Annotated in this window: 23 protein-coding genes; 6 read left to right on the top strand and 17 right to left on the bottom strand. The window is 67.8% G+C overall.

The features are described from left to right. Positions 1 to 54: 54 nt before the first annotated feature. The 16 genes from G6O54_RS20800 to G6O54_RS20725 form a co-directional block, all read right to left on the bottom strand. Complete coding sequence (locus tag G6O54_RS20800; RefSeq protein ID WP_165227591.1) at positions 55 to 2,205, bottom strand: prolyl oligopeptidase family serine peptidase; 2,151 nt, start codon at positions 2,203 to 2,205, stop codon at positions 55 to 57. Positions 2,206 to 3,003: 798 nt separating this feature from the next. Further along, the gene (locus G6O54_RS20795) at positions 3,004 to 3,294 is read right to left on the bottom strand and encodes a gas vesicle protein (RefSeq protein ID WP_250847004.1); all 291 of its coding nucleotides are present in this window, start codon (positions 3,292 to 3,294) and stop codon (positions 3,004 to 3,006) included. 82 nt (positions 3,295 to 3,376) lie between these two features. Then, positions 3,377 to 3,607, bottom strand: a complete 231-nt coding sequence (locus tag G6O54_RS20790) for a hypothetical protein (RefSeq protein ID WP_165227589.1) — start codon at positions 3,605 to 3,607, stop codon at positions 3,377 to 3,379. Positions 3,608 to 4,063: 456 nt separating this feature from the next. Beyond that, a complete protein-coding gene (locus tag G6O54_RS20785; RefSeq protein ID WP_205678956.1) occupies positions 4,064 to 4,411 on the bottom strand; it encodes a gas vesicle protein K in 348 nt (115 codons plus the stop codon). Further along, a complete protein-coding gene (locus G6O54_RS20780) occupies positions 4,408 to 4,665 on the bottom strand; it encodes a gas vesicle protein (RefSeq protein ID WP_165227588.1) in 258 nt (85 codons plus the stop codon). Before G6O54_RS20780 ends, G6O54_RS20785 begins: the two co-directional genes overlap by 4 nt. A gap of 3 nt (positions 4,666 to 4,668) precedes the next feature. Next, positions 4,669 to 5,043, bottom strand: coding sequence for a tetratricopeptide repeat protein (locus G6O54_RS20775; protein ID WP_165227587.1), 375 nt, complete (start codon positions 5,041 to 5,043; stop codon positions 4,669 to 4,671). 139 nt (positions 5,044 to 5,182) lie between these two features. After that, the gene (locus tag G6O54_RS20770; protein WP_165227586.1) at positions 5,183 to 5,596 is read right to left on the bottom strand and encodes a gas vesicle protein GvpG; all 414 of its coding nucleotides are present in this window, start codon (positions 5,594 to 5,596) and stop codon (positions 5,183 to 5,185) included. Positions 5,597 to 5,617: 21 nt separating this feature from the next. Continuing rightward, a complete protein-coding gene (locus tag G6O54_RS20765) occupies positions 5,618 to 6,400 on the bottom strand; it encodes a GvpL/GvpF family gas vesicle protein (RefSeq protein ID WP_165227585.1) in 783 nt (260 codons plus the stop codon). An 18-nt stretch (positions 6,401 to 6,418) separates the two neighbouring features. Further along, positions 6,419 to 6,766 (bottom strand): hypothetical protein, encoded by a 348-nt coding sequence (locus G6O54_RS20760; RefSeq protein WP_165227584.1) that lies wholly within the window; start codon positions 6,764 to 6,766, stop codon positions 6,419 to 6,421. 18 nt (positions 6,767 to 6,784) lie between these two features. After that, the gene (gvpN, locus tag G6O54_RS20755) at positions 6,785 to 7,828 is read right to left on the bottom strand and encodes a gas vesicle protein GvpN (protein WP_250847003.1); all 1,044 of its coding nucleotides are present in this window, start codon (positions 7,826 to 7,828) and stop codon (positions 6,785 to 6,787) included. 127 nt (positions 7,829 to 7,955) lie between these two features. Then, entirely contained in the window at positions 7,956 to 8,501 is a 546-nt protein-coding gene (locus tag G6O54_RS20750; protein WP_165227582.1) for a hypothetical protein, read from the bottom strand. Between the two features lie 170 nt (positions 8,502 to 8,671). Beyond that, entirely contained in the window at positions 8,672 to 8,890 is a 219-nt protein-coding gene (gvpA, locus tag G6O54_RS20745; RefSeq protein WP_165227581.1) for a gas vesicle structural protein GvpA, read from the bottom strand. Between the two features lie 867 nt (positions 8,891 to 9,757). Continuing rightward, positions 9,758 to 10,600, bottom strand: coding sequence for a GvpL/GvpF family gas vesicle protein (locus tag G6O54_RS20740; RefSeq protein WP_165227580.1), 843 nt, complete (start codon positions 10,598 to 10,600; stop codon positions 9,758 to 9,760). A 188-nt stretch (positions 10,601 to 10,788) separates the two neighbouring features. Further along, positions 10,789 to 12,951 (bottom strand): CDC48 family AAA ATPase, encoded by a 2,163-nt coding sequence (locus G6O54_RS20735; protein ID WP_165227579.1) that lies wholly within the window; start codon positions 12,949 to 12,951, stop codon positions 10,789 to 10,791. 23 nt (positions 12,952 to 12,974) lie between these two features. After that, a complete protein-coding gene (locus G6O54_RS20730; protein WP_165227578.1) occupies positions 12,975 to 13,496 on the bottom strand; it encodes an Hsp20/alpha crystallin family protein in 522 nt (173 codons plus the stop codon). A gap of 249 nt (positions 13,497 to 13,745) precedes the next feature. Further along, on the bottom strand, positions 13,746 to 14,396 hold the full coding sequence (locus tag G6O54_RS20725) for a hypothetical protein (RefSeq protein WP_165227577.1): 651 nt from the start codon (positions 14,394 to 14,396) through the stop codon (positions 13,746 to 13,748). Positions 14,397 to 14,847: 451 nt separating this feature from the next. Here G6O54_RS20725 and G6O54_RS20720 point away from each other — a divergent pair, with 451 nt between their 5' ends. Both G6O54_RS20720 and G6O54_RS20715 read left to right on the top strand, forming a co-directional pair. Then, complete coding sequence (locus tag G6O54_RS20720) at positions 14,848 to 15,156, top strand: hypothetical protein (RefSeq protein WP_165227576.1); 309 nt, start codon at positions 14,848 to 14,850, stop codon at positions 15,154 to 15,156. A 456-nt stretch (positions 15,157 to 15,612) separates the two neighbouring features. Continuing rightward, positions 15,613 to 16,326 (top strand): PilZ domain-containing protein, encoded by a 714-nt coding sequence (locus tag G6O54_RS20715; RefSeq protein ID WP_165227575.1) that lies wholly within the window; start codon positions 15,613 to 15,615, stop codon positions 16,324 to 16,326. Positions 16,327 to 16,363: 37 nt separating this feature from the next. On the opposite strand, the gene G6O54_RS20710 is transcribed toward G6O54_RS20715, so the two are convergent. Then, positions 16,364 to 17,014: a response regulator gene (locus tag G6O54_RS20710; RefSeq protein WP_165227574.1), complete on the bottom strand. Its 651-nt coding sequence runs from the start codon at positions 17,012 to 17,014 to the stop codon at positions 16,364 to 16,366. A gap of 420 nt (positions 17,015 to 17,434) precedes the next feature. Here G6O54_RS20710 and G6O54_RS20705 point away from each other — a divergent pair, with 420 nt between their 5' ends. The 4 genes from G6O54_RS20705 to G6O54_RS20690 form a co-directional block, all read left to right on the top strand. Beyond that, on the top strand, positions 17,435 to 19,156 hold the full coding sequence (locus tag G6O54_RS20705) for an ATP-binding response regulator (protein WP_165227573.1): 1,722 nt from the start codon (positions 17,435 to 17,437) through the stop codon (positions 19,154 to 19,156). Positions 19,157 to 19,588: 432 nt separating this feature from the next. Then, the gene (locus G6O54_RS20700) at positions 19,589 to 24,901 is read left to right on the top strand and encodes a PAS domain S-box protein (protein WP_165227572.1); all 5,313 of its coding nucleotides are present in this window, start codon (positions 19,589 to 19,591) and stop codon (positions 24,899 to 24,901) included. Further along, positions 24,858 to 26,087: an HD-GYP domain-containing protein gene (locus G6O54_RS20695; RefSeq protein ID WP_205678954.1), complete on the top strand. Its 1,230-nt coding sequence runs from the start codon at positions 24,858 to 24,860 to the stop codon at positions 26,085 to 26,087. The genes G6O54_RS20700 and G6O54_RS20695 overlap by 44 nt, the downstream gene beginning before the upstream one ends. A gap of 84 nt (positions 26,088 to 26,171) precedes the next feature. Next, positions 26,172 to 26,931, top strand: a 760-nt coding sequence (locus G6O54_RS20690) for an Ig-like domain-containing protein (protein ID WP_165227654.1), incomplete at its 3' end; no start/stop codon positions are given.

The following is a 26,931-nucleotide window of genomic DNA, read 5'->3' as shown; positions in this document are numbered from 1 at the left end:
AGGAAGCCTCCTCGCCGCCCGGCGACGCCACGACTCCCCCGCCCCATCCCTCGCCTACTTCCCCTTCGATTCGCCCACGTTCAGCGTCTTGACCAGGAAGGCGAGCTCGTCGGCGGCCTCCTCGATCTGCTTCGCCGTGGGCTTCCCCGCGCCGTGGCCGGCCTTGGTCTCGATCCGGATCAGGGCGGGGTTGTCGCACGACTGGGCTGCCTGGAGCGCGGCGGCGAACTTGAACGAGTGCGCCGGGACGACGCGATCGTCGTGATCGGCCGTGGTGATCATGGTCGGGGGGTAGCACGTACCGGCCTTGAGGTTGTGGAGCGGGCTGTAGGCGTGGATCGCCTTGAAGTGCTCCGGGTCGTCGGGCGAGCCGTAGTCGTCGGTCCAGGCCCAGCCGATCGTGAACTTGTGGAAGCGGAGCATGTCCATGACGCCCACGCCCGGCAGGCACGCGCCGTAGAGGTCCGGCCGCTGGGTCATGCAGGCCCCGACGAGCAGGCCGCCGTTCGAACGCCCCTGGATGGCGAGCCTGGTCTTGTTCGTGTACTTCTCCGCGATCAGCCACTCGGCCGCGGCGATGAAGTCGTCGAAGACGTGCTGCTTGTTGGACCGCGTCCCGGCCTGGTGCCACTCCTCGCCGTACTCGCCGCCGCCGCGGAGGTTGGCCACCGCGTAGACGCCCCCCATCTCCATCCAGGCGAGCGCGGAGGGCCTGAATCCCGGCTTGACCGCGATGTTGAAACCGCCGTAGCCATACAGCAAGGTCGGGTTGTTGCCGTCCCGGGCCAGGCCCTTCTTGTAGGACAAGAACATCGGGATCTTCGTCCCATCCTTGCTCTTGTAGAAGACCTGGACCGACTCGTAGGCCGAGGGGTCGAACGCGAGCTTCGGCTCCTTCCAGAGGGAGACCGCCCCCGCGGCGAGGTCATACCGATAGACCGAGCCGGGGGTGGAGAACGACGTGAACGAGAAGAACGTCTCCTTATCCGTCCGCTTGCCGTGGAAGCCGCCCGCCGTCCCGAGCCCGGGCAGGGGGACGTCCCCGATCGCCTTGCCGGCGAGGTCGAGGACCTTCACCACGGTGTGGGCATCCTCGAGATACTCGACCAGGAACCGGTCGCCGACGACGTCCACGGATTCGAGCGTCCGCGCCGATTCCGGGACCACGTCGACCCAGTGGGCCGGCTCCGGCTTCCGCGTGTCGATCGCCACGACCTTGCCCCGGGGGGCATTCTTGTTGGTCTTGAACCAGAAGACCGGCCCGTCGTTGTCGATGAACGAGTACTCGGCGTCGAAGTCGCCGACGAGGTGCACCGGCTTCGCGTCGGCGTCCCGGTACGGCCGGAAGAGGACGCGGTGCTTGGCGTCGGTCCCCTTGCCGAGCGTCAGGATCAGGTAGGCGCCGTCATCGGTGACGCTCGCCCCCGCGCGCCATTCCTTGTGCTCGGGGTCCTCCCAGATCAGCCGGTCGGCGGACTGGGGCGTGCCGAGCTTGTGGTAGTAGACCTTCTGGTAGTAGTTCGCCCCCTTCAGGTCCGCGCCCGGCTTCGGCTCGGGGAATCGTCCGTAGTAGAAGCCCGCGTGCTCGGGATCCCACTCCGCCCCGGAGAACTTGACCCACCTGATGTGATCGTCCAGGTCCTTGCCGGTGGCCACGTCGCGGACCTTCCACTCGTTCCAGTCCGAGCCGGCGGCGGCGACCCCGTAGGCCAGGAGCTTGCCGTCTTCGGTGATGCTCGCGCCGGCGAGCGCCACGGTGCCGTCGGCCGAGAGCGTGTTGGGGTCCAGGAGCACCCGCGGCGCCGCGCCCAGCGCGTCGGCCGTATAGAGGATCGATTGATTTTGCAATCCGGTGTTGAAATTGAAGAAGTACTTGCCCCCCTTCACTTCCGGTGCGCCGTATTTCTCGTAGTTCCAGAGCTCCGTCAGCCGGCCGCGGATCCCGGGCCGCTGGGGGATGCCCTCCAGGAAGGAGAAGGTGATCTTGTTCTCGGCCTCGACCCAGGCACGAGTCGCGGGCGCGTCGGGGTCCTCGAGCGGCCGATAGGGGTCGGCCACCTTGACGCCGTGGAGGTCCTCGACGGTCTCGGCTTGTGGCGCCGTCGGATAGCGATGCGGCGTACTCACGTCCTCGGCCTCCGCGGGCGTGGCCCATGCACACCCGGCGATCAAGGCCACGGCCGGCACGATGCGCTTCCCGATCATGATGATGTTCGTCCCTTTCGTTTCGAGCGGGGGATTCCCCGGCGGAGCGGCGGCTCCCGGCCCTCCGCAGGCGTGGAGGAAAGCGTCAGTCTCGCCCCATGCGACGAGTCCCGTCAACGGCTCCTGGCCACACTCGGGCCCATTCCGGGAAAGTCCCGGTTTGCCCGTCGATCGCGCCGCGTGGTGCGGCGGGCCCGTTTCCGGCTGCGAACCTCGCCCATTCGTCGGAGTCCGGACGCTCGAAGATCCGGGTCGAATCGTCCGCCCGGCCCCTCGTCTCGGGGTCAGGGCGCACTTCATGGCGATCTGGTGAAAGGGGCGGAAGTCGGCCGGACCGGAGACTTCGGTCCGGATGGTCGGCGAGGGGGCGAGCATCGAGGCCCGCTATCATCGCGGCGACCCGCCGGTGGGGCAGCCGACATCGCCAGGATCACCCCGAGCGCCGCCGGCGCGAACGCGGCGAGGGCGAGCGCGACCGAGATGGCGTTGGGAGAGGAGCCACTTCGGGGTCGCGGCCATATTCCACTTACTTATCTATCTACTATGATCGTTCAATGGTTAGCGACATCCGGGGCGCCCTCGAGGTCCTTCGGCCCCTCTCGACGAGATCCGCCACGCGGCGCGAGCCTGGTCGTGCCCCCCGGTTCGGCACGCTCCGGCGAGGTCGGCCCGGGAGGGCGAGCCGGATCGGCGCGGGGATCGCGTCGGGAGCACGGGCGTTGTCGTCATCGGCCCCGTCGGGGGATGCGCGCGGCGTCCGACGCCGTGGTCCCCCGCCTCGGTCGCCCGCGGTCCGGATCATCGGGCCGGCGCGGGGATGGCCTCGGGCTGGGGACAGGGCTGTTCCGTGGCGAGTCTCGACTCGAGCTGGGCGACCCGCTCGCGGAGGGCGTTGATCTCCGCCTTCTCCTGCACGGGCTTCGACTGGAACGCCGAATTCGAGCTCCACCAGTCCATCCCCATCTCGCGGGCCTTCTCGACGGAGGCGACGACGAGCCGGATCTGGATGGTGAGGAGTTCGATGTCCACCAGCTTGATCTTGATGTCGCCGGCGATCACGAGCCCCTTGTCGAGGACTCGCTCCAGCACGTCTGCAAGCGTTGCAGACTGGATCGAATGGGCGGCAGATCGTGAGATTTCCGTAGCCATGTTGGGAAGGAGGAGCTCGAGGTCAGTCCGGGAGATGCAGGTTCCGCGCCTGCGCCACGCGGGCTCTGGAATCAACGGGCCCCGCGGGGCGGCCTCCCGGTGTCCGGGAGATCGAGCGGGGCTCTCGACGAAGGGGGCCGCCGGTGGCGATGGCCCGGAGCATCACGGTCCGGCCATCGTGGCTGGCGCGTCGGAACGCGGAGCCTCTGAGCGAGGTCTGAACGTCCTTGTATTGCTTGATGCGTGTCGTCATCGGACTCTCCCCGAAAGTTCCGGGATTCGGCCCCTCCCGTGACAGTGAAGGCAGACGAGGCCGCTGGAGGGGTCGGCCCCCCGTCCCCGACATTCCCCGCATGAGACGGTCGGTCCGTCCATCTCGGGGACGACGCCAGAGCCGGAGCAGACGGGACAGCGATAGGTCTTGTAGCTCCCGGATCCGCCGCAGTAGACGCATGGCACGTGCGGCACGTCCACGAGCAGTCGGCCTTCCCCCTGGCAGGCACCGCAGACGGAGAGCTCCGACATGACGCCGAAGGGATCGGTCCCCCGCCCCTGGCAGAAGGCGCAGGGGACGTATTCCTGGGGCCGCAGGGGCCGTCGCATTCGTCTCTTGGTTTCCATGATTGCCATCCCTTCTCGGGTGAATCGCGGCCATCGGCCCGGCTTCCCGGACCTCGGACCGCGGCGGATTGCGAGGAGGGCCACCAACTCAGAGCAGCTTTCCGAGGGGGCCGAGGTCGAGATTCAGGTCCTCCTCGAGGAGCCTAAATTGCTCGCGAAGCCGGGCGATCTGTTCGCTCAACTGGAGGAAGGTCAGGCCCAGTCGCTCGACCTCCTCCTCCGTGAGCGAGCCGGCCTCCATGCGATGGATGGCCTGCCGCTCCAGGAGCTGGCGAATGAGCTCCACGACCGTCAGCACCAGCTTCCCCAGGCCACTCTGGACGTCACCCGGATCGAAGGCGACCCTGAGCCCGGAAGAGGAAGCCGGGGGACGGTCGAGCATGGGCTCTCGGGGGAGGCCGGACAACCGTGCCCGCGATGCGACCGACTCGGTCATGCGGCACCTCCATACGGCACCCCTTCCAGGATCGGGATGGGGCGGCAGGCCGCTTCCACCGAAGCTAAGAGGACCTGCAGGTTCAGATAGATCAGATCGACGCCCGCGACCGAGATGATCAGCTCGCCGGCCACGACGACCCCGGCGTTCAGGACGCGATCCAGGGTTTCGCAGAGGGTGATCTGCCGCTCGGGATCCAGCTCGAGCGGATCGGGGTCCTGGAAGATTCCCGCGAGTTCAACCGGTGTGTCCATGGCTCAGCTCACTTTCAGCAACCGCTCGTAGAGCCCGCGTGCCTGCCGGAGTTCCCCCTGATCCTCATAGTGCTGTGCGATCGCCAGCAGGTGTTCCTCGGCGTCGACGGCCTGCGAGGTGCCGGCGTGGTCCGCGACGACCTCGAAGAAGAGCTCGATCGCCTGGCGGATCGACCCGTTCCTGGCGTATTGCCTGGCCATGCCAAGCAGGTGGTCCAGGACCTGCGCGCGGTGATGAAGCTCCGGCTCCTCGCTGGGGGGCGCCGGTCGCGGCGGCAGCACCACGGGGGCCGCGGAGCGGGACGTCGCCTCGATGAGGGACCGCGGATCGTCCGCATCGACCTCGATCTCTTCCAGCGTCTGGATCACCTCGGTCATGTGGGCAGGACTCACAGGATTGCTCCTTATGATGGTCGCGATTCATTCGGCCCGCCGGAGGCAAGCCGTCCATTCTGGGGCGTCGCCGCGTCTTGGCGGATACTCAAGGGACATCCCGGGACCCTCTCGCGCCGTTCGCTCAGGAATCGTCGCCGGAGAGAGGGCCCCGGGATTCGACGACGACATCATCGTCATCGTCTTCGTCTTCGTCTTCGTCATCATCATCATCGTCGTCCGGACCCGGGTCCTCTTCGTCGAGTTCATCCCGGGCCTCATCGCCGACCGCTCCCTCTTCCAGGTATCGCTCCTCGTCCGCGGCGGTGCCGTCCCTGGCCTCGATTTCGTCCAGCCTGTCCAGGATGGCGCGTTCCCGGTCGTCGAACGTGACCTCGTCGATGGCGCCCGATTCGAGGCCAAGATAGAGCTGGCTCAGCTCCAGCCGCAGGCGGTCGCCTTCCTGCTCGAGATCCTGGACCGCCGCGTTGTAGATCTCGCGGAAGACCTTGAGGATCGCTTTGAACGGGAACAGGGCGACGTCATCGACGAGCATCATGGCTGGGCCCTCCGGGTCCGGTCACGACAACTGGAGCGAGATCTCGACGAAGTTGTGGCACGGCCAGGGCCCATTGATGTCGAAGGCGAAGTTGTTGTCGAAGCGTCCCGCGACCTCGAGCACCGCCTGCTCGAAGGCCGGCAGCTCGTCGCGGGCGACCAGGAAGGCGAGGTTCAGGACCTCGCGTTCGGAGCGAGGTGGGTTCGACTTGACCTCCGCGGCGTGGCCCTCGAGCGACTCGCTGATCCGTCCGAGGTAGGCCTCTCGATCCTGGTTGAGGAGCCGGTCGAAGGCGCGGCCGAGGTCGATCTTGTCATCCTGGGTCGACTCACGGCCGCCCCGGAAGATCCGGTCCCGCAGCGACCGGAGTTCCTCGTGGCGAGAGATCATGTACTCGAAGATGTTCGGTACGTCCCAGGAGACGCGCAGCCCCATCTCGACGCGTCCGCGGACCTTGTCGAGCTGCTCCGAGAAGGCGTCCCGGTTGACCCTGAGGATCCGGAGGACGGCCTCGGGGCCGTCGGCCACGATCCCGAAGGCGATCGGCAGGACGGCACGCCCGTCCATGAGCCGCCGGAGGACCTCGTGGTGGGCGGCCAGCCTCCTGCGCTCGGGCCGGAGCTTCTGGTTAGGCAGGTCGCTCACGATCGCCGATATGTGACCATCGCCGATGGAATGGACCTCGGATCCGTCCAGCCCGAGGTAGTCGAAGACCTCGCCGTCGGGCACGTCTTCCGCGATCGCATAGAGGTAGCGGCCCCTGGCGACGGCCTTCAGCGGTTGGGGTGATGCGAGGGCAGACATGACTAGATTCCTTCCTGTTCAGTAGGAGAACTCGCTGACCTTGAGGGGGCCCCCGGGCATGACCTCCGGGGCCGCCTGGGGCTCGAATCGGGACGTCGGCGACGGCGTGTCGATCCCTCCCTGGACGGGGACTCCGTCGCGGACGATCCCCATCAGCCGCACTTCCTTGGACTCGATCTCCTTGAGTCGGCGATGGATTTCCCTGCCCCGGCGCGAGGCCCGGGCGACCTCTCGTTCCAGGAGCTGCCTCTCGTTGGCGAGGGCCGAGAGCTCGATCAACGCCCCGGCCGTGGTCCGGGACCGACGCTGGTCGTGAAGCCCGGCCATCGTGCGAATCCCCTGGACCCCCCTGCGTTCGATTGCCACGGTCTCCTCCGCTGGTGTTCAGTTGACGTCGAACCCTTTGCATTCCTGAAGGCCGTTGCCGGAGAAGAGGGCTTCCGCGCCCTCCAGCTCCTGACGCTTGAGGGACAGGCCGCGTGCCGGGGCCGACCTCCTCCGCGCCTCGTTCTTGGCCGTCGCGCAGTTGCGATCGAGGATCTCGTCGAGCCAGGTCGAGGCGGCCGGGGTCCCCTCGCGGGTGACCTTGATCGCGTCGATGCGGAGCACGTCGCGGCAGGTCTCCCGGAAGATCGGGTCCTCGCTCCGGATGCTGGCCCCGCGGAGGGACGCGACCCTCGCGATCATGATGCTGGCCCGCACCGTCGGCGGCAGTTGATGCACCCCCAGCCCCCGGAACTCGCGGACGATGTCGACGATCCGCTCGGCGTCGGCGCGGGCGAGGCCCGATTTCGCCGCCGTGATCTCGACCTCGGTCTCGCGGTCATACTGGCCGACGGTGATCGTGATCATCCTGTCCAGCAGGGCGTCCTGGGTCTTGTGCACGCCCGCGTATTCCTCCGGGTTGCTCGTGAAGATGGCCCGGAAGTTGGGATGGACCGAGATGTATCCCTCGTTGACGCGGCCCGACGGCATCTCCAGCAGCCTCTCCTCGAGGATGGCCAGGAGGACGTTGTTGGCCTCGGGGCGCGAGCGATTGAACTCGTCGTAGATCACGGTGAAACCATACTTGCACGCGTTCGTCAGGCGATGGTCCACCCAGGTCTTCGCCACGTTCTCCTCCGTCTTCATGACGGAGTGGATGAAGTTGTCGACGACTCGCGTCGACCGGTAGCCGAGCTGCCCCCCGACCAGGTCGGAGGAGCCATACTCGTCGTCCCCGTGGATCAGGGCGACGGGCCTGCCCATCTTGGCCGCCGCGTGCATGGCCAGTGTCGTCTTGCCGGTTCCCGCCGGCCCGCTGAAGTGGATCGGATAGCCCGCGTTCAGGTAGGAGGTCGCCCGCTCGCAAAGGCTCCTCACCACGGGCGTCTCCACGAAATCGGGCTTCTGCTTGAGCGCGAGCAGGCTCAGGTCTTCGGCGTTCACGGCGAAAAGGCCTCCCAGGTCGATTCGGTGATTCCTCGGTTGATCACCCATGGACCGGCCGGGCAGAGCGACACCGCGACACCAGGTTCGCTCTTGCCCGGACGGTCCAAGGCGATGAGGGTCGGGGCTACTTACCCCGTCCTCTCGGTCTTGTCTTGGTGGCCGCCCGCTTGGCCCCAGCGGGCTTCGCCCCGGCCGGCTCCTCAGCGGGAGCGGCGTGGTGAGCCTCCGCGGGAGTCGCGGGCGTGCCGCCGTGATGGCGGCTCACCGTGAATTCGCGCCAGGCGAATCCGGCCGCGCGCAGGTCATCGGCGACCGCGTGTCGAGCCTCGGCGAAGGCGTTTCGCATCTCCGCCACGGTGCTGTGTCGTGCCGCCCGATTCTCTTCGAGCTTGCGCCTCATCTCGGCCCGCGAGGCCGCCAGGCCATCGCGATGGTTGGTGCGCATCTCGGCGACCTTGTCCTTCAGGTCGTCGTGGAAGGTCTCGAGCATCTCGTGCAGCTCCTCCGCACGATGCTGATGCTCGAGGGAGATGTTGCCCATGAAGGTGCGTGCCTCTCCGAGCAGATGGTGGGTGGCCTGGTGGACCTGGCCGAGGGCGACCCCGCGACCCTCGATGGAGGCTCGCAGGTGTTCCGTGAGGTCCTTCATACGTTCGGCGAAAACTGGCATGTCGATTCTCCTCTCAGGGCACGTCGGGAAACCTCGGGCATTCGGGTCCAGGCTCGGAAGGTAGCGGAGGGTGAGAAGGAGAAGTCATCCCCCGTCCACCGGAGCCGTGAAGTGAGACCGGGATGCCCGAGGCAGGTACCTCCCTGAGCCACTTGCCACTCGTGCGAACGTCAGGCGGGGCTGGCGGCGGTGGCGGTGAGGCCGATCGCCTCCGCGTACTTGAGGTAGGTCTCGACCGACGCGATCACGACGCGAGCCTCGACCGAGAGCAGCTCGATGCCGACCAGGGAGACCTTGGCCCAGGCGTCGATGACGATGCCCTTGTCCAGGATCCGATCGACCACTTCCGCGAGGCTCGAGCTGTCAGTCGACTTCATGACCTTTGCCATTTCACACCTCTTCGTTAGGAGTCGCAGTGTCTCACCTCTCCAATGAGGTGATTGAGCGAAGCTGATCGCTTCATCTCTGAATGAACCGTAGGACGTCACGCGGCCGGCCGCGGATCGACTAGGGAACTCCCCGAGGCGGCTAGGGGTTTCCGCAGTAGCCGGCCGGGGAGCGAGGGCAACATAGTCATCGCAACTTTTATTGAACGTATGTTATATTCGCGTTATGCATATGCTTAGCAATTTCAACCAACCGTCCGGGGGCCCTCGCGATGTGACACCGCGCCCGACGGGGCGGGGCGGCGGGAGCGTTCGGCCCCGAGTGAAGAACGAAGTGGAATGAGGGCCCCGGTGATGAGCGGCCGCCAGGCGTCGCTCGCCGGGGGAGGTTGGGGGGGAGACGTTGGCCTGCGAGCGCCGGTGGGATCGACGCAGCGACAGGCGGAGTGACTCGGCCTGTTCCGCCCATCAGCAATCGAGGCTATCGGACGGCCTCGCGGCGCGCCCGAGGGACATCAGGTATCGTGTCCCCGGGCGATCCGCGGGGAAGCCGTCGGCGGGTTCGCCCGGCGACCAGTGCGGCCGCCCCACTTCGAAGGCGCTCCCAGGGACGGGCACGAGGTGGACGCCGGACGCGTCGCAACTCTCAACCGGGCGGAGCAATATCAACCGATGAGCGTGATGAAGGCGGAGGAGCCGAATCAGGTTGCCCGGGACGTCGGCCGTGGCACCGAGGGGATGAGGGCGTCGTCCTCGATGGCGGAAGAAGGCACGGCGAGGTCGTTGCCGCAGCGGCAGTCCGGCCCTCCGGGCAGCCGATCGGGCTCTCCGGGACCGGCGTCCGACGCAACACGCCGAAGACGAGGAGTTTCAGGGGACCGGCTCGCCCAGCCGCGGGCAGAAGTGATAAAGGGGCAAGGGACCGGCCGGATCGAAGCAAAGGGGGATGACGCCGCGATCGGTGGCGGCCTCGTCCAGAGCCGCGAACATCCTCTCGCGCCCATCCCGATCGAGCAGGACGGCGAGCCGGAGCATCGGGTGGCGTCCGCCGTCCTCGCCTGCCCTCAGGGGGAGTGCCTTGATGCTCGTGGCCAGTCCGACCAAGACTCGGTAGACGTTCTCCGCGGCCGTCTTGCCCGCCCTGACTGCCACGCGACGAGCCTCCTCGCCGAGCTTCTTCTCCAGGAAGTAGCGGGTCCCGGGAGCATCCGGCAAGGCCCGGTACCGAGCCGATAGGGCCGGATCGCACCGGAGCAGGAACGAGACCGCCTGGGCTTCATCCAGGGTAACCCGGAGGGACCATTCCTCCTGGCCCGCCATCCGCTGGAGGAAGTCCTCGATCGGCGTCCGATGCCTCTCGATCGCCTCCACGAGCGCCGCCTCGGTGGCGAACACGCAGCCGAATCGGACGGGCAGGACCTGCGTTCGCTGCACGGCCGCCCGGAGGACCTGCTCGTGGTGGAGGGCCCGGGGAACGATCCACCCCGGGTCCGGGGGTTCGAGCGAGAGTCCGGCCTCGATCATGCCCGGCGGGACCATGCTGGCGATGGCCCCGAGCCCGCCGCATTCGTACATCCGGACGGGACCGATCTCCTCATGCCCGGGGTGGAGGAGATCCGGGGCCGTCTCGGAGGCCGCAAACCCATAGACGTAGAAGCCGTGATCGGTCATGAAGGTCGCGTCCCTGTGCCGCCCGGTGAATGCCCTCTCCATTTCGACTCACGCTCGGGTTCGCCGGCCCGGTCGTCCGTCATCTCCGCAAGACGCCCGCCGCACCACGGGATTCAAGGAGGCGTCCCGAAGACCAGGCCGGCGCCCGGCCGGGTGCCGGGAAGTCGGCCTGGTCTTCTTGGGAACGGCAACCTCGGCGATGGGGGGTGGGCCGCATCGACTGCTCCGGATCAATAGGCCCGCTGGGGCGCCGACTGGACTTCCACCAGCGCGTCTTCGAGGTCGTTGCGGGTCACGCCGACACCGACCGGCTTGCCGTTCTTCCCCCCCGCCGTGGCCACCGCCCGGCGGATGGCTGCCCAGGCCGATCGCGTGCAGACGGCGCGGATCTCCGCCCCGCTGAAGCCTTCCGTCGCCGCCGCGAGGGCGTCGAGGTCGATCTCTCCCGACAGGGGCTTGCCCTTCAGGCCGATCTCGAAGATCTGCCGGCGGCTGGGCGTGTCGGGCAGCGGGATCGGAACCTGGATGTCGAACCGTCCCGGCCTGAGGATGGCGGGGTCGAGGATGTCGGGACGATTGGTGGCGCCCAGGATCAGGACCCCGTTGAGCTCCTCCACGCCGTCCATCTCGGCCAGGAACTGGCTGATGACGCGTTCGGTTACGTGGGAGTCCGCTCCCCCCCCGCCGCGGGTGGGGACCAGGGCATCGATCTCGTCGAAGAAGATGATGCACGGGGCGGCTTGCCTGGCCTTGCGGAAGACCTCCCGGACGCCTCGTTCGGACTCGCCCACGTACTTCGAGAGGAGCTCCGGGCCCTTGACGGGGATGAAATTGACCTCGGTCTGGCTGGCCACGGCCTTGGCGAGCATCGTCTTGCCGCAGCCGGGAGGGCCAGAGAGCAGGATGCCGCGGGGCGGCTTGACGCCCGCCTGCGTGAAGATCTCGGGGTGGTGCAAGGGCCACTCCACCGCCTCGATCATCTGCCGTTTCACCGCGTCCAGGCCGCCGACCTGGGCCCATGTGACGTTGGGCACCTCCACGAACACCTCGCGGATGGCCGAGGGCTCCACTTCCCTCAAGGCGCCCTCGAAGTCGGTCATCATGACCTCGAGCGTCCGGAGGCGCTCGTACGGGATGTTCCTCGAGGCGAAGTCGATCTCCGGCAGCAATCGGCGAAGGCAGATCATCGCCGCCTCGCGGCAGAGCGCCATGAGGTCCGCCCCCACGAAGCCGTGGGTGATGTTCGCCAGGTGGGCGAGGTCCACGTCGGCCGCCAGGGGCATCCCGCGGCTGTGGATCTCGAGGATTTCGCGGCGGCCGTCGCGGTCGGGGATGGAGATGGCGATCTCGCGATCGAAGCGGCCGGGGCGACGCAGGGCCGGGTCCAGCGCGTTGGGCAGGTTCGTCGCGGCGATGACGACGACGCTCTGCCGCTTGGCCAGCCCGTCCATCAAGGCCAGGAGCTGGGCCACCACGCGCTTCTCGACGTCGCCGACGACCTTCTCGCGCTGAGGCGCGATCGCGTCGATCTCGTCGAGGAAGATGATGCTCGGGGCCTGGCGGGTGGCCTCGTCGAAGATCTTCCGCAGGTGGGCTTCGCTCTCGCCGTAGAACTTGTGGATGATCTCCGGGCCGTTGATCGTGAAGAACCGGGCGTCGGTCTCATGCGCCACGGCGCGAGCGATCAGGGTCTTGCCGCAGCCCGGGGGGCCGTGGAGCAGGACACCCTTCGGCGGGTCGATGCCCAGCCGCTCGAAGACCTCGGGATAGCGGAGGGGCAGCTCGACGATCTCGCGGATGCGGTGCATCTCTCGCCTGAGCCCGCCGATATCCTCGTAGGAGATGGGCTGGGACTTCTCGGATTCCGAGCCGGTCGACTTGGCGCGCTGGGACGCGGCCCTTGCGATCTCGAGCACGGTCCTCGGCCTGATGACGACCGGGCCGGGGGGCGTCGTGCTGGCCACCTTGAAGTCGGCGGACCGATTCCCGAACAGGGTCGCCCGGACGCGATCGTCGGCCTGGACCGGCAGGCCGTCGAAGAGGCTTCCGATGTAGTCGAGGTCGCGCTCCGCCGGCACGAAGCCGAGCGGCGTGAGGACGACCCGCTCCGCGGGACGGACCGCCGCCTTGCTCACGTTCAGGACCTGATCGATGGCCGCCCCGGCATTCTCCCGGATGACGCCGTCGATCTGGATCCGGGCCTGGTCGCGATGCTCCTTGTACGCGGGCATCGCCTTGGCGACGGTCATCCGCTTGCCCTGGATCGCGACGATATCGCCGACCTCCAGGCCGAGGCGGGTCATGTCCGCTGGATCGAGCCGTGCCAGCCCCCGCCCCAGGTCCTTCGGCAAGGCCTCGCTCACCTTCAGCTTCAACGCGGTCGAATTCGTCATCGTGGTCCCCTCTCGTCCCGCCGCTACCGTTGGAACCGGACCTCCAGCATTCCATTGCGACAGGTCTGGGTCATCTGCCCGGGCGTGAACGCCGCCGGCAGGAGGACCTCCTTCTGGTACTTCCTGTCGCCGCGCTGGGCCTTGATGTTCAGGATGTCTTCCTGGAGATCGACGGACAGGTCCTCCGGGCCGACGCCCGGCAGCTCCGCGACGACCAGCACGTGGTCGGGCTCGTCGAAGATATCGGTCGGGGGCTCGATGACCTCGTGCACCTTGACCCGCCCGGTCTTCTCGTCGGGACGCACGTTCCCGAACGGCTCGACCTTGACGCCCTGTCCCTGATCGCCCTGCCCCAGGTTCGTTCGGATCGTGAACCCGTAGACTCCCTTCAGCTCGTCGCCGCCGAACTCCCGGACGCCCTGCAATTCCTTGCCCTTCTCCGCGAGCTCGCCGAGACTCTCGATGAGATTCGTCAGGCCGGACAGGAAGCCTCCCGGCTCGCCGTCGCGTCGAGAATCTCGGGGCTTCCTCGTCGTTTTCGACATGGTATCTACGCCTCCTTCACCTCGAATTCGCCGCCCTACGTCGGGTCGTCCCTTCGCATCGACGGCCGGGATCATGGGAGAATCACGCCGGATCGAGATCCCGGCCATGAAGGTCTTCGGGGCTCCATGCCATCCCCGGTCGCTCCGTCTTCACCTGCACGCGACCGCCCGACTCGTGCTCGTCGGCGAGATCGCCGGACGGTTCGCCTTGAGGCGGACGGCGCCAGGCTGGCCTGGTTCAGGGCGCCCTCAGCTCCTGTCGGCAGCCGGCAGCCGATCCAGGGCGATGTCCGGAGGCAGGCGCTCCCTGATCGGATGCATGAGGCCCAGGAAGAGGCAGCCGATCTGGCCGGCACCGAGCGTCTCGTCGATCCGGCGGGCGATGAAGGCATCGCGTCGGTCCAGGAGCTCGCGACTCAGCTTCTCGACCTCGGCGGCGAAGGGCTGGGGCCGCGGGGATTCCTCGAGGAGGAGCTGGCGATTGAGCTCGTACTCCTCGATCAGCAGCTCCGGCGATTCCGTGCCGACCAGCGTCGCCCCCCTGGATTTCAGCTCCAGGAGGAGCCTGTGGTTGGCGCTCCCCGCCCTGGCCAGCTCCTCGACGATCAGGTCCTCCTTGCCGCAGACGGGGAGGCCGTCCTGATAGAGCAGCATGCGCGAGAAGTCGCAGGTGAGCCGGAGCAGCTCGGTGCGGATGGACCTCCAGAGCTGACCGATCTGCTTGACCCGATCTTGCCAGGCGCCGGTTCCCCCGCGAGCCTGATGGAGCTGCCTGACCCGGCGCTCGAACGTCCCCAGGTCGACCGGCGTGTGCACGATCGGGATCCAGATCAGCCGCCGCGAGCCGGCGACCGCTCCTCGTCCCTCCGGTCGTTGACGATCTGCAAGTGGAGTCTCCATGGCCGTCGCGATCTCCGACGCCGCCGCGTCGCTCCGGCAAACTCGCCGGCGATCGAGCGGGCTCTTCCCCCATCCTAGATCATCGCGAAACCCGACCAATGATCCCCGCCGGGGCGTCCAGGGATTACCCGATCTCACCTAGGGGATTCCCCGAGCCCGCCGCGGATGCCGGCCCGTCGCCCCGTCGCTCACCCCTTCGGCCTGGTGCAGGGATATTCGCGCCGATCCATCGGGAAACTCCCGATAGCGAATCTCACCACATCGTTCATGATTGAGGAGGTCCGTGATCGGCCCGAGATCCGAACCGCGACGGGGCGACGGCTTCTCCAGCGGACTAGCGGGCGGGACCCTCCGCCGATCCCGCGGACCACGCGATTTTCTGCATATGAATCTGTCAGCGCTACGCATCGACTCCACCAGGGGTGGTGCAGTGCATTCGGGGGAAACCGCCATGGCGACGCAGATCCTCAACCGCCGAAGCAGGCGGCGTGTGCGGCCGGTAGAAAGTGATTCCTCGAACAGCCGAGGCGCGGATCTCATCATCTCACTCCGGCCGACATGCCCCGGCTGCGGCGAGTCGCTGGAGCTGCTGCAACCCGACATGAGTCGCTACCAGGCCATCCTCGGCTCCTGTTCCCAGTGCCCGGCCTGGTATTTGATCGACATGGAGAGCGGCAAGATCGTCGATCTCCACCTCTGTGAGCACCTGCTCTCCGAGGAATTCGTCACGATCCCGGCGAAGACGTCGGTCTCACGATGAGAACCACGCGGCCCCATGTCAGGGTCCGCCGGCCTCCGGCCCGATCTCGATCGCCCGGGCCCGGGGCCGGTCCGAGGCCGTGGCTCCGGTGGAGAGGCTGTCGTCCGTCCCTTCGTGGCCTTGATTACCCCCCCCCGCACGCCCCCCACGTACCTCCCGATGGGATCAATCCCGGCGGAGCGCCTAACGGCCCGCCTCATCTCCGATCAACGCTGGCCACGCGCGAGGAAGTGCGGGTGCCTCCCACGCCCTCCTCGGGATTTCCCCTAGGCCCCGGACCGGCTCGTCGGGCTGATATTAGAGTTGAGAGGGACTGGCGGAGGTCCCTCGAGCCGGGGGCGGACGTCGCGGACGTCGTCGCTCGACATCGGCACGGGAAGTCGATCGCGCAGGGCGCGGTTTCGTCCGCGATCGCCTGGGAGGTTGCTCCGCGACCCCTCGGATTTCGGGTGTCCCATGAACAAGCCATATTATCCGGAAGTCAGCCCCGCGAGCGACCGCGGCCCCGATCGGATCCATGAACGCCGAAGGTGGGTCCGGTTCATACTCCCCGACGTGGTCACCAGACTGAGCTGGAAGGAGGGCGACCGGACCGAATCGCACCTGGTCAGCCTGGTGAATATCAGCGGAGAGGGCGCCGCCTTGATGATGGACTTTCACCCCCAGTGGGACCGTGCTTACTTGCTGAAGGTCGATCACGGACAGCCCCGCCCCACGACGATTCCTGCTCGACTGGTCTCCGCCGAGGAGACCGGGAATGGGAGGACGCTGGCCTCCTTCAAGTTCGACACATCCGACTCTACGATCGGCCTGGTCCCCGAGCAACGGGAGCGGCGAGCCTGGCAGCGCCACGTGCCCCGCGAGAAGGCCGCGGTCCTCTCCTGGGTCTCGGGGAACTCGACGGTCTCGAAGGGCGTGGAGCTATCGGACATCGGCGGGGGAGGTGCCGCGGTCCTGAGCAAGGAAAGGCCCCCTACGAACGAGCCACTGTGGCTGTGGGTGGGCCGCGAGGGCAGCGAAGTCGGGCCGGTCGAATGCAGGCTGGTCGGCGTCTGTTCCGCGGCGGACAACCTCCACACGATCCGGCTCGCATTCATCGGCCTCTGCCCCATCCTGGTATTCGAGGTGGCGATGGGCCTGCAAGGCGGGGTGCTCGACCACCTCCCGTGATCGCGGCGCGTCCGCGTGGACTTCCGGCCCGAGGGGCTCAGGCATCGGATGAGGTGAGGCCGACGCGGATGGCATAGCGCACCAGGCCCGCCACGTCGTAGATCTGCAGCCGTTCCATGACCTGGGAGCGATGGGCCTCCACCGTCTTGACGCTGATACCCAGCCGGTTCGCGATGCGTTTGGTGGTGTCCCCCCGCGCGATCATCTCGAGCACTTCCCACTGCCGAGGCGTCAGGTCTCCCTGGTGCGAAGTCAGCTCGCCGCGATCCAGATAGCCCTCCACGATCGGCCCCGTGATCGACGGGCTGAGGAAGACCTCTCCGCGGACGACGGCCCTCACGGCCAGCTCCAGCTCCTCGATCGCCGATCGCTTCAGCACGTAGCCCCGCGCCCCCGCCTTGACGGCCCGATGGACGTATTCGGGGTCGCTGTGCATCGACAGGATCACGACCCCGGTCGATACCTTCTCGTCGGTCAAGTGCCGGGTCACCTCCAGTCCCGTCGAACCGGGCATGGCGATGTCGGCCACCAGGATATCGGGCTGGTGCAAACGAACCATCTCGATCGCCTGCAAGCCGTCGGACGCCTCGCCGACGACCGTGACGTCGGGCAGCTTCTCGAGAAGGAGGCGGATCCCGCCGCGCACGATCGTATGGTCATCCGCAATGACGACGCGAATGGTATTCATCGCACCCATCCCCAAAATCGCGAGCCCGCATCCCGACCCGCCGGATCGCCGCCCCCTTGCCTCCTTTCATGGGGATACCGCCGACGACTCGCGACCGATCCCGAGAACCTGCGGTTCGTCCCGGCGGGACGTCTCCCGCCATCGTCGATCATACTCCCCGGCAGCACCGTTGTCGCGGGCATGGCGCTGATTGCGACGCTCCGATCCGCGACCTTCGGCAACCCGTGGGCGCTTCGGGGCGGCCGGCCTCGCCACCGGCGCTCTCGGAGCTCCGGATTGGTCGGCGACTCGCGGGGGACATCGGTCGACGAGCCAGGATCCCTCGGGGGAAGAGCATCGACGCCGGCCGGGGCAAGATCTATCATCTCTATTTGAGGCGCTGATGTACTCCCCGACTCAGCGTTCGAAAGGTCGATGGTCATGGCGAGGCAACATCCACGCGGTGTCCGATCGAGAATACTCCCCTCGACGACGGTGCCGGATGAAGCTCCCCAGGCCGGGGAGCACCGGCCCCTGCTCCTGCTGGTCGACGATGAACCCGTCGGCTTACGGTCGCTGGCCTCGATGTTCAGCGACGTGGAGTACGAGCTGACGTTCGCGTCCAGCGGCTTCGAGGCGATCAGCAAGGTCGAGGAGAGCACGCCCGACCTCGTGCTGCTGGACGTGATGATGCCCGGCATCGACGGGCTGGAGACCTGTCGCCGGATCCGGGCCCTCCCCGGCGTGGCCGAGGTCCCCATCCTCCTGGTGACCGCGCTCGATGATCGCGAGTCCCGCCTCGAGGGCCTGAGCTCGGGCGCCGACGATTACATCACCAAGCCGTTCGATCGCGCCGAGGTCCGCGCCAGGGTCCGGACGGTCACGCGATTGAACCGCTTTCGCAAGCTCCAGGCCGAGATCATCCACTCTCGACAGGCCATGAGCGACCTGGCCGCCAATTCCGCCCTCCAGGATGGCCTGCGGCGGATCGACAAGGCGATCCTCCAGGCCTCGTCCTCGCAGGAGATCGCCGCCGCGGTCCTCCCGCTGCTCCGGGACTTGATCCCTCACGAGCACGCGGCGATCTACCGATGCGACCCGCGCGGCCAGCCGAACGTCCTGCTGTCGGAGCATGGCCACCGCGTGCCGCTCCTGGCCGGCCTCCCGGGGCCAAGGGCGAAGGACCTTGGCCTCGAGCTGAGGGCCGGCGCCGAGGAGCCTCAATCGGCGGTCCTGCCCCTCCCGGGCGGGGTGCCGCTGCCCGCCGTGATGGAGGGATTTCGCGCCTCGGGCGCCAGCGACCTGCTGGTCGTCCCGTTACGCCTCAAGGGACGGAGCTTCGGCGTCCTCCTGCTCGGCTTCGCGGCCGGGATCAGCGCGGCCGGGCCGCGGGCGGAGGTCGTCCGCGAGATCGCGGACATCCTCTCGCTGGCCCTGGCCCACTCCGAATCGCTCGAGACGGTCACCCGAGGTCGCAGCCAGCTCGAATTCCTCTCCCGCCGCCTGCTTCAGGTCAGAGAGGAGGAATCTCGGCACATCGCCCGAGAGCTGCACGACGAGATCGGGCAGTTCCTGGCGGTGCTGAACTTCTCGCTCCGGGGCATGCAGCAGTCCGAGTGCAGCGAGTCCGTCCGGGAGACGCTCGGCTATTGCCTGGATGTGGTCGAGCGGCTGCTATCCAAGGTCCGGGGGCTCTCCCTCGACCTCCATCCCTCGCTGCTGGAAGACTTCGGGCTGGTGACGGCCCTCCGCCGCTACATCGGATCGGTCGTCAGCCGGATCGGCCTGGCCGTGATCCTCGAGGCCGACGAGTCGATCGATCGTTTCGACCGAGGGCTCGAAACCGCCTGCTACCGGGTGATCCAGGAGGCGCTGACCAATGCCCTCCGTCACGGGAAGGCGAACAGGGTCCGCATCGAACTGGCCGAGCGGGAAGGCGCCCTGCACCTGCTCGTCGAGGACGACGGCCGGGGTTTCGATCCCGACGCGGCGATGGAGCGGGCTGCCAGGGGAGGCAGCCTGGGCCTGCTGGGCATGCGGGAGCGCATCTCGCTGGTCGGCGGGGAGCTGTCCATCCTCTCGGAGCCCGGTGCGGGGACGCAGATCCGGGCCACCTTCCCCCTCGCCCACTCCACGCCGGCCGACGAATTCCAGGAGGCTTGACGCGATGCCTAACGCCCGTCCCGCCCGTCGGGGACTGGGAGGTCGACGCGGGACGACTCGTCGCCTAAGATGACGTGGGAAGTGTCGTCGTCTCGGAGCCGTGCATCGGAACGCCTGGCCGGCATGACAGCGCCCCGTGCTTCCTGCACCGCCTCGAGTCGCGGAGGCTTCCCGGCCCCCCCGCCGTCATCCCCGCGAGAATCGGGCCGGTCCCCTGCCGATCGACGGTTGTCGGCTTCGATCCTGCTGCTGGCCTCGCGCTGAGCGCCCTAGCGGTGCCCGGGCGATCATTCCGGGCCCTTGCGAACCTCCGCGAGGGGACTCGGCCCGGAAACCGATCCGTCCTCATCGCTCCGGAGCGGCGTGGGCGGCGAACCATCGCCCACGTCGTTGGACGCTGCCCGAAGCGACTCTCCACCCGGAGTTGAGCTCATGAGGGAGCCCCATCCCCCCTCGACGCCAGATCCGATCACCTATCAGCGATTGCTGGTCGAGGTGGAAGACCTGAGGCGAAGGCTGGCCGAGGCCGAGAGTGGAACTCGGGCCGCCGACCTCGCCACCCGGGGCCGCGACCCGTCGACGGGCCCCGGGACGGCCCGGGAGCGAGAGCGGCTGCTCGCCGGCGCGGTCGAGAACTCGGGCCAGGCCTTCGTCGCGGGGAGGCCCGACGGGTCCATCCTGCTGGCGAACCGAGCCGCCGGGGATCTCCTCGGCTACGACGGGGACGAGATCCGCTCGCTCAATTGGAGGGCCGGCCTCATACCGCCGGATCGTCGCCATGGGGCGGAGAACGCCCTGGAGGAGGTCCGCCGGGGCGGCGGGCCGATCCACTTCGAGACGGAGCTGATAAGGAAGGGGGGCGGCCGAATCCCGGTTCGGGTCTGCCTTCACGCCGAAGGGGACGCCTCGTGCCGGGCCGGATGCTACTGCATGTTCTGGACCGATCTCTCCCGCCGCACGATCGTCGAGCAGGCATGGCGAGGGGGCCATGCGCCCGACACGTCGATCGTCGATCAGGTCTTCCACGGTCACGTCCGCTGCGTGATGCACTACGAGCAGGGCAGGCCCGTGGACTGGACTTATCTGGAGGTGGACCCGGCCTTCGAGACGCTGGTCGGACTCAAGGGCCTCGCAGGCAAGCGGGTGAGGGAGGCGATCCCGCGGCTGCTGGAGCTGAATCCCGAGCTCCTCGAGATCTATGGACGGGTCGCCGCAACCGGCAAGTCGGAGCACCTCGAGATCCACGTCCTCGCCCTCGACATGTGGCTCGCGATCTCTGCCTATTCCACGCGCACCGGGCATTTCGCGGCCGCCTTCCGGGCGATCTCCGAGCGCAAGCGTGCGGAGGAAGCCGTCCGCCGCAGCGAGGAGAAGTTCCGCACCCTGTTCGAGACCCTGCCCCTGGGGATCCTGTACCAGGATTCCGCCGGCAGGATCATCGACGCCAACCCGGCCGCCCAGCGCATCCTGGGGCGGAGCCGGGAGGAGCTCCTCGATCTGGAACCCGCGGACCGGGCGTGGGAGTCGAGCCACCCCGACGGCCGCAAGTCCCCGGCCGAGGATTTCCCCACGCGGGTCGCGCTGCAGACCGGGACTCGGGTCACGGACGCGATGATGCGGGTCTATCATCCGGTCCTGCAGGAAACACGCTGGCTGAGCGTCAACGCGACGCCCCTGCCCGAGGCGGGCCGTGTCGGCCCCTCGCAGGTGTACTGCACGATCCGCGACGTGACCGAGACGGTCAGGGCCGGCGACGCCCTCGCGGCCAGCGAGGCCCGCTTCCGGGCGTACATCGACGGGGCTGCGGATGCTGTCTTCGTGCACGACGCCCTGGGCCGCTTCCTCGACGTCAATCAGCAAGCCTGCCGCAGCCTGGGCTACACGCGAGACGAGCTGCTGCGGATGAACGTCATGGATGTGGAATGCGAGATCACCGCCGGAGCCGCCCATGACATCTGGGGTCGAATCTCTCACGTCCGACCCTTCACGGCGGTGGGGACCCATCGCCGCAAGGACGGCTCGACATTTCCGGTCGAGGTACACTTCGGCTGCTTCGAGCTGGACAGGCAGCTTTGCTACGTGGGATTGGCACGCGACGTCAGCGAGCGGAAGGAGGCGGAGAGGCTCCTGAAGGAGCGAGACGAGCTCCTCCGCATGACCGGCGAGATCGGCCTCATCGGCGGATGGGAGTTCGACGCCCGGACGGGTGAAGGCCGCGTGACGGAGGAGGTCGCCCGGCTCCACGACCTGGAGCCGGGTGCCGACTTCGGCGTGGAATACGGGCTGGGATTCTACACGGAAGGATCACGTCCCAGGATCGCGGAGGCGTTCCGGACGGCCCTGGAGCGGGGCGTCCCCTACGACCTGGAGCTGCAGATCCTCACCGCCCGGGGGGTGCAGAAGGACATCCGGACCGTCGGGATCCCGGTCGTCGAGGACGGCAAGACGGTGAAAGTGAGGGGGATCGTCCAGGACATCAGCGAGCGGAAGCGAGTCGAGGCGGCCTTGAGGCAGAGCGAGGAGCGCTATCGCCGGCTCATCGAGACGGCCCAGGAAGGGGTCTGGGTCCACGATCTCGAGGGCCGCACGACCTTCACCAACTCCCGGATGGCCGAGATGCTCGGGTGCCTCCCCGGCGAGCTGGAAGGGCGGCCGGTCGTCGATTTCCTGGACCCGGAACTGCGCCCTTCCTTCGCGGGCCTGGTCGATCGGAGGCGGCACGGGATCGGCGAGACGCACGACCTCCGATTCCTGCGGAAGGACGGGAGCCTTCTCTGGGCGATGGTCTCGGCCAGCCCGCTTCGGGACGACGACGGCCGCATCATCGGCGTCCTCAAGATGGTCTCCGATGTCACCACTCGCCACTGGGCCCAGCAGGAACTTCAGGCCAGCGAACGCAAGTTCCGGGCCCTGGCCCGGAACATCCCCGGGGTCGTGTATCAGTTGCGGTTCCGGCCGGACGGCACCTATTACTTCAGCTACATCAGCCCGAGACTGACCGAGGACTACGACTTCGAAGTCCCGCTCGATTCGCTCGACTGGTCCCTCGGCTCGGGAATCCATCAGGACGATCTCGAGCGATTCCTGAGCACGATCTCCGAGGCCGTTGAGGGTCGGCACGATTGGGCGTTCGAAGGCCGCTTCATCCTCCGCGATGGGCGCGTCAGATGGTTCCAGGGGATCTCGAGCATTCAGGTCGAGGGCGATGAGATCGCCTTCAATGGCCTGCTGCTCGACATCGACGTGCGAAAGGCGGCCGAGGAGGAAATCCGGGCGCTCAATGCGACCCTGGAGCGGCGCGTGGCGGAGCGGACCGCCGAGATCGAATCGATGCTGAACCATGCCGAGGTGGGCCTCGCGTTCTTCGACCGCGAGTGCAAGTTCATAAGGATCAATGAATTCCTCGCGAACATCTCCGGCGTGCCCGTCTCGGACCACATCGGCAGGCATCCGAGGGAGGTCTACCCGCCCGTGACCGAGCTGGTGGAATCCAACGTCGCGCGGGTCTTCGAGACCGGCGAGCCCGTGTCATTCGGCGAGTTCTCGCTCCCGGGCCCTTCGACCGATGACGAGCACTGCTACCTGGTCAACTTCTTCCCGGTCCGACACGGCGACGGGGCCGTGACCTCGGTCGGCAGCTCGGCGTCCGACATCACCCCGATCAAGCGGGTGGAGCGGGAGCTAGCCGAGCTGAACCGTGCCCTGCAGGAGGAGATCGCGGAACGCGAACGCGCCGAGGGGCAGATGAGGAGGCTCACGGCCATCCTGGAGTCCTCGCCGGATTTCGTCGGCATGGCCGACCCCGAGCTCCGCGTCGTGTACTATAACCAGGCCGCGATCCGGGCCATCGGCTGGGCGCCGGGACGCGACGACTTCGCGGTCGGCGATACGTACCCTCCCGAGATGGTCCGGCTGATGCTCGAGACCGCGCTGCCGGCCGCCGCCCGCGAGGGCGTCTGGCGCGGCGAGACGGACGTGCTGTCGCGTGACGGCCGGCTGATCCCCGTGTCCCAGGTCATCCTCTCCCATCACGACGCCGACGGGAACCTGGCCTACTACTCGACCATCATGCGCGACATATCGGAACGGCGTGCCCTCGAACGGGACCTCCGCGAGCACTCGGACGAGCTCGCCCGAGCCAACCTGGACCTGGCGAGGGCATCTCGGCTCAAGGACGAATTCCTGGCCAACATGAGCCACGAGCTGCGCACCCCGCTCAATGGCGTGCTCAGCATGGCGCAGGCGCTCGAGGAGGAGGTCTACGGCCCGGTGAATCCCGATCAGGTCGAGGCGATCCACGACATCCTCAGCAGCGGCCGCCACCTGCTCGCGATCATCACCGACATCCTCGACCTGACCCGCATCGAGGCCGGCAAGCTGGAGTACATCCCCGGCGACGTGGAGATCGCCTCGACCTGCCAGGCCGCCGTGCGGATGATCGCCCAGGCCGCGAAGCGGAAGCGCCAGCGCGTCGAGCTGACCCTGGACCATGCCGTGGGGATCGTCGTCACCGACGAGCGACGGCTCAAGCAGATCCTGGTGAACCTGCTGAGCAATGCCGTGAAGTTCACGCCGATCGGGGGGGAGATCGGCCTCGAGATGCACGGCGACCGGGCACGACGAAGGCTCCGCCTCACGGTCCGCGACGCGGGCATCGGCATCGCCGCGGGAGACCTGGACAGGATCTTCGAACCCTTCACGCAGGTCGATAGCGGCCTGTCGCGACACTACTCGGGGGCCGGGCTCGGGCTGGCGCTCGTGAGGCGGATGGCCCGCCTACTCGGCGGCGACGTCACCGTGGAGAGCGAGCCCGATCGGGGCAGCCGGTTCACCGTCGCGCTGGACTGGGTGGTCCCGGCCGGCCAAGACTTCCCCGGCGAGGAGACGTCGTCCGGCCGGCCGCCCCATCGGACTGGCGGTTGCGACGAGTTCCTGGAGGGCCCCGAGGCGATCGCCGATTTCCTGGCGACGATGGGCATCCCGACGATGATCTACCCCGCGGACACCGCCGCGCTCCAGCACCTCGTCAAGACACGCCCCTCCGTCGTCCTGGTCGATTCGCGCCCCGAGAGTGCGTTCCTGGACGACCTCCTGCGCGGACTCGCCGCCGCACCGGGGCCCGTCGTTCACGAATGTCGCGTCGTGTTGCTCTGCGACGACGTGACGGAGCACGAGGCCGAATCCCTCGGGGGAGTCGTCACGCTCCGCCGGCCCGTCCTCCGGGAGAGCCTGCGATCGGCCCTATCTCGCGTCCAACGGGGCGGATCCGACGAGATCACCGCCGTGATCCTGACCCCGGGCCTGCGTTCATCCGGGCACTCCAACATCGTGCTCCTGGTCGAGGACGACGCCATCAATGCCAGGGGTGTCCTAGACTTCCTTCAGACCCAGGGCCTCTGCCTGGCCCTGGCACGTGATGGCGAAGAGGCCGTTCGCAAGGCCCTGGAGCTCCTGCCGCGGGCAATCCTCATGGATGTCCACCTGCCGGGGCTGGACGGCCTTGAGGCGATTCGCAGGATCCGGTCCGACCGATCCACCGCGGCCGTCCCCATCATCGCGCTGACCGCGCTCGCGGTCCCCGGGGACCGCGAGCGCTGCCTGGACGCGGGCGCCGACGCCTACGTGGCCAAGCCCTTCGTCCTTCGCGAGCTCCTGGGCGTCCTCCGGGAGCTCCTGGACACCACTCACCGGGAGAAGGCACGTGGTTGCAGCGGCGGACTCGGTGAGCCTGATCCTCATCGTTGACGACGAGCCGTCCGGCCGGCGCGCCCTCGAGTCGCTGCTCCTGGGCCAGGGTTACGGCCTGGCCTTCGCCACCAACGGGCCCGAGGCCCTGGTCCTCGCCAGGCGGATGGAGCCCGACCTGATCCTGCTCGACGTGATGATGCCGGGGATGGACGGCATCGAGGTGCTGAAGCGACTCCGGAGCATCCCCCGCCTCGGCGAGATCCCCGTCATCCTCGTCACGGCCCTCGACGACCGTGCCTCTCGCCTGGCCGGGCTGGAGGCCGGCGCCGACGATTACGTGACCAAGCCCATCGATCGCTGCGAGCTGCGAACCCGGGTCCGCACCATCATGCGGCTCAACCGCTTCCGCAAGCTCCAGGATGCCCTCGTCTCGCTCGAGGAGGCCTACGACGCGACGCTCGAGGGCTGGGTGAGGGCCCTCGACCTGAGGGAGCACGAGCTCGAGGGCCACAGCGTGCGGGTCGCCGAGATGACGGTACGCCTGGCACGGGTGATGGGCCTCGAGCCGGATGCCCTGGTCCACACCTACCGCGGCGCCCTGCTCCACGACATCGGCAAGATCGCCATACCCGACGCGATCCTGCTGAAGGCGGGGCCGCTCGACGAGGACGAATGGGCGATCATGCGCCGTCACCCCGACTACGCCCGGGCGATGATCGAGCCGATCGCGTTCCTGCGCCCGGCCCTGGAGATCCCCTACTGCCATCACGAACGGTGGGACGGCAAAGGGTATCCTCGGGGGCTGAAGGGGGAAGAGATCCCCAGGCCCGCCAGGATCTTCAGCGTGGTGGACGTCTGGGACGCCCTGACCAGCGATCGCCCCTACAGGCCGTCCTGGGAAAGGTCTCGGGTCGGCCGGTATCTCGAGGACAACGCCGGGAGCCTCTTCGACCCCGAGGTCGTGGCGCGCTTCATCGAGCTCCTGCGCGACGAAGGCTCCCAGTCCCGCCCCATCTCGTCGGCCGCCGTTCGCCAGGCCCTGGGCTTGCCCCACGCTCCCGCCGGATGCGACCCGCACGCCGCTTGCGCTCCGAGCGGCGACCCCTCGAAGGTGGAGCTCCTCGCAGCCGGGATGCATGGGGAGCAACTCCGCCTCGATCCTCTCCAGGTCCCGTGCCGAAGCCCTCGGAAGGATCGCGACGGCAGGCCATCCTCGGACCGGTCTCTCGTCAAGTCCGGCTAATCGCGCGGCGAGCAACATCGGGAGTCGCCGCCTCGAGGCGCCCAGACGACGCTCAGCTCCACCTCCGCGACGACCGCCTATGGCCTGCCCGTCACCTTCACGGCCCGGGTCCTGGCGACGGGCATGAGCCCCGAGGGCAACGTCGCCTTCCTCGAGGACGGCACGGTGATCGATGTCGAGCCGCTGGTGAACTCGGTCGCAACCTGTATCGTGTCCAACCTCGCGGTGGCGGGACATGCGATCACGGCCTGCTATCAGGGCGATCCCAGGATTGCCTCCAGCCAGTCCCGGGCGACAAGTCACGTCGTCACCCCGTACTCCACGGTCACGACGGTCGATATCGACGCCCCGCGCAAGCAAGGATCGCGGGTACTTCGTCGAAGCCATCGTGACCTCGGCGTTCCCGGGCGGATCCCCGATCGGATGGGCCACCGCTTACGTCAACGGGCGGGCGGGGATTCAATGCTCCAGGCCATGGCAGAGCCGGCTCTCGAGGACCCTCTCCTCGATCCGAGCACGGGCGTTCTGGAGCCAGCAATCGACCTCGATCATGCGGGGAGGGCGGGAGAATTCGCGAAGCTCATCGATGCGGTGCTCGAGATCCAGCAGCGCCGAGGTCGACGGCCAGGTTTCGAGCAACAGTCGGTGCGTCTCCAGTGCGAGTTCCCGGAGCTGCCGAGCGAAGCCCGACGGGTCCAGTTTCAGGCCAACCTGCCCAGTTTCGCATCCGGCCGTGGGTTCATGGGTCGTCGGCATCGCTCGTCTCCCCGAAACGAATCCTCTAACCCGCATTTCTCACCCATAGAATTCGGAGTGCTCGTCGAGGGTGGCGGACAGGCGGAGG

Source organism: Aquisphaera insulae (genome assembly GCF_011064615.1).
In the GTDB taxonomy this organism is placed as follows: Bacteria; Planctomycetota; Planctomycetia; order Isosphaerales; family Isosphaeraceae; genus Aquisphaera; species Aquisphaera insulae.
The sequence above is the reverse complement of the archived record's forward strand: the minus strand, read 5'-3'. Positions and strand labels throughout refer to the sequence as shown.